This is a genomic window from uncultured Candidatus Thioglobus sp. (genome assembly GCF_963981275.1).
Taxonomy (GTDB): domain Bacteria; phylum Pseudomonadota; class Gammaproteobacteria; order PS1; family Pseudothioglobaceae; genus Thioglobus_A.
The window spans coordinates 1-6,906 of sequence record NZ_CAXCCZ010000047.1 but is presented as its reverse complement, the minus strand read 5'-3'; the positions used below and the strand labels follow the sequence as shown (position 1 = coordinate 6,906).

The following is a 6,906-nucleotide window of genomic DNA, read 5'->3' as shown; positions in this document are numbered from 1 at the left end:
ATGGATGATGATGATATTCGCCACAACCAGCCTGCTTGTCATAAGCAATTCGGCGAGGCTCAAGCCATATTAGCTGGTGATGGTTTACAAGCCTTGGCTTTTGAAGTGCTAACCAATGATGGTGGCTTATCAGCTCAAGTGCGAATAACACTACTTCAAGCACTGACGCATGCGGCATTTGAGATGGCTGAAGGGCAGTCGATTGATTTATCGGTGGTTTCAAAAACCATTGACGCTGAAACTTTGCAAAACATGCATCGAAAGAAAACCGGTGCGTTACTCAGTTGTTCGGTTAAATTAGGTGCTTTGGTGTCGAGCCAGTGTGGCGCTGAAGATCAAAAAATATTAGATGGTTTTTCACAAGATATTGGCTTAGCCTATCAAGTTCAAGATGATGTTTTAGACGTGCTTACCCCGGAAGGTGTGCTGGGTAAAAAACAACACTCAGACGCCGATAAAAATAAACCAACTTATCCTGCGTTATTAGGCTTGGATGAAGCGACAAAAACTTATCAGCAGTTATATCAGCGAGCTTTTGAAAAGTTAGAGCAATTAAGTATGGATTCGAGCGAGTTACGTAGTTTGACTGAACAGTTACAATCAAGAAAGTTTTAGAATTTAACTAAAATACTGCCCCAGCTAAAACCACCACCAATACCTTCGAACAATAGGTTTTGACCTTTCTTGATGCGACCATCTCGAACCGCTGTGTCTAGTGCTAATGGAATAGAGGCGGCCGATGTGTTGCCGTGCTTTTCTAAAGTAACAACCACTTTGTCCATTGGGGTTTTGATGCGTTTAGCGACTGCAGAAATAATACGAATATTGGCTTGATGAGGCACCATCCAATCAAGCTCATCGGAACTCATGTTGCATTCCTTGAGTGTTTCTTCTGCTAAAGAAGAAAGGCGACTAACAGCAATCTTAAAGACCTCGTTGCCCGCCATTTCGATAAAACCAGTTTCGTTAATGTAGTTATTACTCACTTGTAATGAAGACAAGTAGTTGCCATCACTAAAAAGTTTTGAATGCAAGATGCCAGTTTCTTCACTACCACTTAACACCACAGCACCAGCACCATCGCCAAAAAGAATGGCAGTTGATCGGTCATTCCAGTCAACAATGCGAGACAGGGTCTCACTACCAACAACCAATACTTTATTGGCTGCACCGGTTTTAATGTATTGTTCAGCAGTGGTTAATGCAAAGACAAAGCCCGAACAAACTGACTGAAGGTCAAAGGCAGGGCAAGAAGCGCCAATTTTATTTTGCAACATGGTTGCCGTTGCTGGAAAAATTTTATCCGGCGTGGTGGTTGCTAAGATGATTAAGTCTAATTCACTGGCATCGATGCCAGCCATTTCAAGCGCATTGTTAGATGCGATGGTGGCCAAATCACAAGTAGATTCGTCAGTAACAATACGTCTTTCTTTGATACCAGTTCGAGCGACGATCCACTCATCAGAAGTATCAATTTTTTCAGATAAATCATCATTAGTAACCACCTTAGGTGGTAAATAAGAACCTGTACCGATGATTCTTGCAAATTTACTCATTATCGCCTTTGCTTTGTTGGTTTTCTAATTCTAATGATACCTGAGTAGTGATCTTTTCAATGATTTTAGCGTGCGCCTCTAAGTAGGCTTCTTTAATCGCCTGGAAAAATGAATCGGCATTGGCGCCACCATGACTTTTAACCACAATTCCGCGAAGGCCTAGTAAGCTAGCACCGTTGTATTTTCCAGGATCTAGGCTAGATTTAAAGTCTTTTAAAACTGGAGTAGCGATAAGAGCAACAATTTTAGTAAAAATATTTTTAGTAAAAGCTTGTTTTAGGTAATGACCCATCATTGCCGCTATACCTTCTGATGCTTTGAGTGCAATATTACCTTCGAAGCCATCACAAACCACTAGATCAACAGTGCCTTTATAGATGTCATCGCCTTCAATAAAGCCAACATAATTTAAGTTAGAGGCTTTAAGTAGTTCAGCTGTTTTTTTAATGCTGTCATTGCCCTTCATTTCCTCTTCACCAATATTAAGTAGGCCTACACTAGGTGCGGTGATGTCTTCAGTGTGTTCGACAGCAATAGAGCCCATAACTGCAAACTCAACTAAAGCTTCTGGTTTAGAATCTACATTTGCACCGAGGTCTAGCATGTGGGCATGACCCGTCATGGTAGGCATGCGACCCATAATAGCAGGGCGATCAATGCCTTTAATGGTTTTTAATACAAAGCGTGAAATAGCCATTAGTGCGCCAGTATTACCAGCACTAACACAAGCGTCGACAGTTTTGTCTTTGACTAAATTAATAGCAACACGCATTGATGAGTCTTTCTTTTTACGTAGTGCAATTGAAGGTGATTCGTTCATTGCAACTACTTCACTAGCGTGAGTAATGCCAAATCGATTAGATAGTTTTTGAGAAGATGGGTGTTTATCGAGTTCTGCTTGAATAGCAGACTCGTCACCTACAAAATTTAGGTGTAAGTCTTGAAACGCACCCAAGGCTTTAAGACCAGCTGTAATAGTAACTGGTATCCCATGATCTCCCCCTGAGGCATCAATTGATACCCTGATCGTCATTAGGACTTAAGCTTCTACTTCCTGAATATCTTGTGCTTTATTAATGACTTTTTTACCACGGTAATAACCATCAGCAGTCACATGGTGACGTAAATGAATTTCACCTGTTTCTTGATCTTCAGATAGTGCTGGGCTAGTTAGTGCGTTGTGTGAACGACGCATGCCTCTTTTTGAAGGGGTTTTTCTACTTTTTTGTACAGCCATTTTTTACTCCTTAGTTGAGTTTTTCAATTGTTTTAATATCGCAAAAGGATTTTCACGCTTTTGCTCTTTTATTGGTGTTGTATCTTTGTACGATGCACACTCATGCTCATGCATGGGGATCATCGGGACGGATATCAACACTTCATCCGTTATAAATTCTATGGTCGAAAATTCTTCGTCAGCATTTAGAATCGTCTCAAAGCTAGAGTCTAACTCTTCACCTTGTTGTTCATTTTGCAAAAAAGCAAGCTGAAATTTTGGTTGTAAATGAATACTGACTTCATTTAAGCAACGTTGGCAGGTTAGTGCCACATCCAGTTCAACTTTACCGGTAATACAAGGAATTCTGTTATTTTCAATGCTAAAATTTAATTCAACACTAACAGGTGCGTCTTGATTGCTTACCAATGCGCTAATTCTAGGGAAATCTCTCACTTGGTAAACCTGTGAAAAGATCAATGATCTAGAAGCGAATTTAAAAAGCTTTATCTGTTCGGGTATTCCTTGTTTCATCAATACTGCAAAAACTTGACAATTTTACCAAAAAATCATACTTTTAGGGCTTAAGTTTAATTAATCTCAGCGGTTTAGAGGTGACGCTGTCTGCTGGCTTCAAATAAGGCGATGCCTGTCGCAACAGAAACGTTCAAACTCTCAACATTGCCTTGCATTGGAATCATGGCCAATTGGTCGCAAGACTTCTTGGTTAGTGAGCGCAAACCTGAGCCCTCAGCCCCCATAATAATTGCAGTTGGCGTGGTAAGGTCAATTTGATAAAGTGATTGATCTGTTGCACCATCTAGACCAACTACCCAAATATTCTGTTCTTTTAGTGCTTTGATAGTACGAGATAAATTAGTCACAGAGAAAATCTTAAGTTGGTTTAATGCACCTGCAGATGTTTTGTGAACCAATGCATTTATCGGTGCAGAGCCATCTTTGTTAATGACTACGCAATCTACACCAGCAGCGTTAGCGCTACGTAAACAAGCACCTAGGTTTCTTGGATCTTGAATAGAGTCTAATATTAATATTAAGCTGTTATTGTCGAGTTTTTCAATATGGTGTATCAGGCCATCCAGGTTAGGTAGGGTGGGTAGCAATATTTCAGCAACAATACCTTGATGCGTTTGACTTTTAGTGAGCTTATCGAGTTGTTGCTTGCTAGATTTTTGCGTGTTAATACCCAAACAATCGAGCTGAGTGGTCAATGTGTTTAAACGCTTGTCGTTGCGATTGTCCAGTGTAAATACTTTAATCAAACACTCGGGAGTGGAATCTATTTGCGCCTGGATAGCATGAAATCCAAAGATGATAATTGATTTAGACATGGGTGGTGCGCTTATAGTTTGTGATCAAAAATCTCTATATAGGCATTTTTTCTTAGTGCTTTTACCCAATCTTTAAAAAAGGTATTTTTCTTTGATTGAACGAGTTGTGATTTGAGTGCAATTAGATGATTGTCAACACTGCGTTTATCAATAATTTTGATAATTCTCCAGGCCTGCTCAGTCTGAAAAGGTGGTGATAATTCGTCTGCTTTAAGTTGGGATATTTGTTGTTTGAACAGTGCTGGCAGTCTATTTTCATCAAGCCATTCTGATTCACCGCCATTTTTATAAGAAGGGTCTTGAGAGTGTAATTTAGCCAAACTCGAGAACGAAGTGCCGGCATTAATTTTGTCACTGAGTTCGGTTAAAAATTGCTGAATCAAGTTGTCTTTAGATTGCAATAAAGAGTCTGTCTGATCGATAGAGCTGATCACAATTTGCGCTATTTTGATTTGCTTATTAAGGCTTTCAGACTTACTAGGATTTTTAGAAAGCATAGTGTCAATTTCTGCTTGAGATAGTTTAATGTTAGCTTCTTGTAAAACAAGCTGCTTAAGACCTCTTAGTGAAAGCTGTTGGTTTATATTTTCTAAGATCTCGTCATATTGCGCATTGGCTTGTAGTTGTGCCAGGGTTAAGCCGTTTTGCGAGGCGATATTGCTGAGCATAGAATTAACAAAGCTTAATTTAGGCTTGATGCCAAATTTTTGTATTTTTTCTAATTGAAGCACCAGGTTGATTTGGTTATCGATCAGTTTTATTTTTTCAGCTTTGGTAGAAGCGGGCTTAATTTTCGCACTGATTGCATCAAAAGTAATCAGCTCGTCGTTAACAATAGCAACAATACTATTGGGAGTAGCTAACGAATTAAGTGAAAAAATTAATGCAAATGCAAATAAGGTTTTCATTGGATTAGTCATTAAGGTTGGCTAAGTAGTTTGGAATGTTTTCTTCTAGTTCTTTTGAGAGACTTGGAGAGGTGCTGGCCAAGCCTTTAAGTACCAATTCAAAGTCTGTCACGTAATCATAGTCATTGCCACTAATATGCTTTTTAAAGTGCGCTAAACGAATTGCCCAACAACAAGACTCGTAAGCAATACCTGTGGTTTCTTTATTGGTGATTGAATCAGTGATAGAGCGATTAATACCAGCAAAGACATGCATTTTTGTGTTGATTGGATAAGCGCCATACAATTCGGCTGATTTAACGTTGTTGTCATCGTGGTGCGCAATGGTTAAGAATTTTCTAGGATTGAGTTGGTAAGTAATCGCACTATCGCGTTTATCAATTTTGCTGGTTTCTGGGTCGTATTGCAATGCATTGTTAAAGGTAAAGTTGCTCCATGCAAAGTCGGCAGAAGCGGCAATATCAGAATATTTTCTACGGTCAACTAAATTACCATTGCTGTCCATATCTTGCTCATCAATATGATGAGTTTGAGCGGCTTTTAAACTCAAATAGGTATTACCATTTTCCTCATCAAGAAAATCAGATTCAAGTCCTAAAGTAAAGCTATTGGCGTTACTAATTCTATCAATACCGGTAAATTTTTGACCAGAGAATAAACTTTCGTAAGAATCATTTTTGTCAGCAGAATCAAAGCTTGGTAGTGCGCTTTGATTCTTTTTAGGTGTGTAGTTGTAAGCCAGTCTTGGTGTTAAGGTTTGAATTAAATCAACACCAAAAAGGTTTGTTTCTCTTTCTAAGAACAGCTTTGAGTCGATGCCAAAGCTATAAATAGAACGATCTTGGTCAGTGCTATTATTAAGTGCATAATCTGTAGTTGAGAGGTTTAAGCTTGGTGTCAACGAATAAGCGTCAGTTGCTATTGAGCGCTTAAAGCCTGCTTGAGCATGTGTGCGCACACCGGTTGTTTTGCTAGAATCATTGTGCGCAAACTTAGTGCTGACTAATGACAAATTCATATCTCGACCACTCAAACCTTCAAAGCCTTTAGAGATTGATAATTCTGGTGCACGCGTGTAAGCCGCACTGCCGCTATTAATCAATTGTTCGGTTTCTGCAAATAAAGACAAAGCCAGATTGCGCTCATCATCTTTATAGGATGCATCAATCTGTGAGTGTAATGATGAGTCAGAAGTATTGCTATGTGCTATATCTTTAAAGTAGTCAGCGTCTGAAACTCGGTTAGTATTAGCATTAATGTTGATTTTATCGTTAACAGAAAGATTGATTTTTGAATTGAGTAACCAGCGCTTGTTGCTAGTAATATCGTCTTCGTTTAAATAGTGACCTTCAATTTCAAATCGACCCTCTTTCCAATAATCACCTTTAGCAATGAGCTGTCGATAGACACCCTCTACAATACTACCTCTACTTGATAGATGATTAAGTGTTAGTAACAAATCACGATCAGGCGCAATGTTAAAGTAATAAGGAATTCTTACTTGGTAGTTGTTGTCTTTACTGGCAACAGACTCGTCGTAGCTACCAAAACTTGGCGCTAAGAAACCAGAACCTCGTCCTTCTAATACCCACTCATGATGAGGTGAGTAGAAAATTGGCACCCCTAAAAACTCTACCGTGACATCTTCAGCGACGCCTTTATTTGTTTTAGAGTTAAGTGTGATTTGGTCTGCCTTCATGCGCCAATCTGTATTGCCTAATGGGCACAAGCTATAGCTGGCCGAACTAAACACTTGCTGAGTGCCGTCATTAGTTACTTTTTGTGCTTGGCCATTAATTTTAGAGGCTGGATAGTGAAAGTTAACTTGCTCTAATGTAGTATGAGTTGCTCCATCTTGCTTCTTTAAAATAGCT

8 protein-coding genes are annotated in these 6,906 nt (G+C 39.3%); 1 reads left to right on the top strand and 7 read right to left on the bottom strand.

Going from position 1 to position 6,906, the window contains the following annotated elements:
• The coding region (locus ABNR88_RS06695; RefSeq protein ID WP_348670216.1) for a polyprenyl synthetase family protein at positions 1-615 on the top strand (615 nt) is incomplete at its 5' end.
• Here ABNR88_RS06695 and ABNR88_RS06690 read toward each other — a convergent pair.
• The 7 genes from ABNR88_RS06690 to lptD all read right to left on the bottom strand — a co-directional run.
• Positions 612-1,556, bottom strand: a complete 945-nt coding sequence (locus ABNR88_RS06690; protein WP_348670215.1) for a beta-ketoacyl-ACP synthase III — start codon at positions 1,554-1,556, stop codon at positions 612-614. The genes ABNR88_RS06695 and ABNR88_RS06690 overlap by 4 nt on opposite strands.
• A complete protein-coding gene (gene plsX / locus ABNR88_RS06685) occupies positions 1,549-2,589 on the bottom strand; it encodes a phosphate acyltransferase PlsX (protein ID WP_348670214.1) in 1,041 nt (346 codons plus the stop codon). The genes ABNR88_RS06690 and plsX overlap by 8 nt, the downstream gene beginning before the upstream one ends.
• A gap of 6 nt (positions 2,590-2,595) precedes the next feature.
• Complete coding sequence (gene rpmF, locus ABNR88_RS06680; protein WP_348670213.1) at positions 2,596-2,793, bottom strand: 50S ribosomal protein L32; 198 nt, start codon at positions 2,791-2,793, stop codon at positions 2,596-2,598.
• 3 nt (positions 2,794-2,796) lie between these two features.
• The gene (locus tag ABNR88_RS06675) at positions 2,797-3,252 is read right to left on the bottom strand and encodes a YceD family protein (protein ID WP_348670212.1); all 456 of its coding nucleotides are present in this window, start codon (positions 3,250-3,252) and stop codon (positions 2,797-2,799) included.
• Positions 3,253-3,380: 128 nt separating this feature from the next.
• Positions 3,381-4,124 (bottom strand): 23S rRNA (guanosine(2251)-2'-O)-methyltransferase RlmB, encoded by a 744-nt coding sequence (rlmB, locus tag ABNR88_RS06670; RefSeq protein WP_348670211.1) that lies wholly within the window; start codon positions 4,122-4,124, stop codon positions 3,381-3,383.
• Positions 4,125-4,135: 11 nt separating this feature from the next.
• Complete coding sequence (locus ABNR88_RS06665; protein WP_348670210.1) at positions 4,136-5,044, bottom strand: peptidylprolyl isomerase; 909 nt, start codon at positions 5,042-5,044, stop codon at positions 4,136-4,138.
• The coding region (lptD, locus tag ABNR88_RS06660) for an LPS assembly protein LptD (RefSeq protein WP_348670209.1) at positions 5,037-6,906 on the bottom strand (1,870 nt) is incomplete at its 5' end. The genes ABNR88_RS06665 and lptD, both read right to left, overlap by 8 nt.

Excerpts from the sequence above, each read along its gene's own strand:
- plsX (WP_348670214.1), bottom strand. The coding sequence starts at position 2,589 with ATGACGATCAGGGTATCAATTGATGCCTCAGGGGGAGATCATGGGATA.
- ABNR88_RS06690 (WP_348670215.1), bottom strand. The coding sequence starts at position 1,556 with ATGAGTAAATTTGCAAGAATCATCGGTACAGGTTCTTATTTACCACCT.
- ABNR88_RS06665 (WP_348670210.1), bottom strand. The coding sequence starts at position 5,044 with ATGACTAATCCAATGAAAACCTTATTTGCATTTGCATTAATTTTTTCA.
- rpmF (WP_348670213.1), bottom strand. The coding sequence starts at position 2,793 with ATGGCTGTACAAAAAAGTAGAAAAACCCCTTCAAAAAGAGGCATGCGT.
- rlmB (WP_348670211.1), bottom strand. The coding sequence starts at position 4,124 with ATGTCTAAATCAATTATCATCTTTGGATTTCATGCTATCCAGGCGCAA.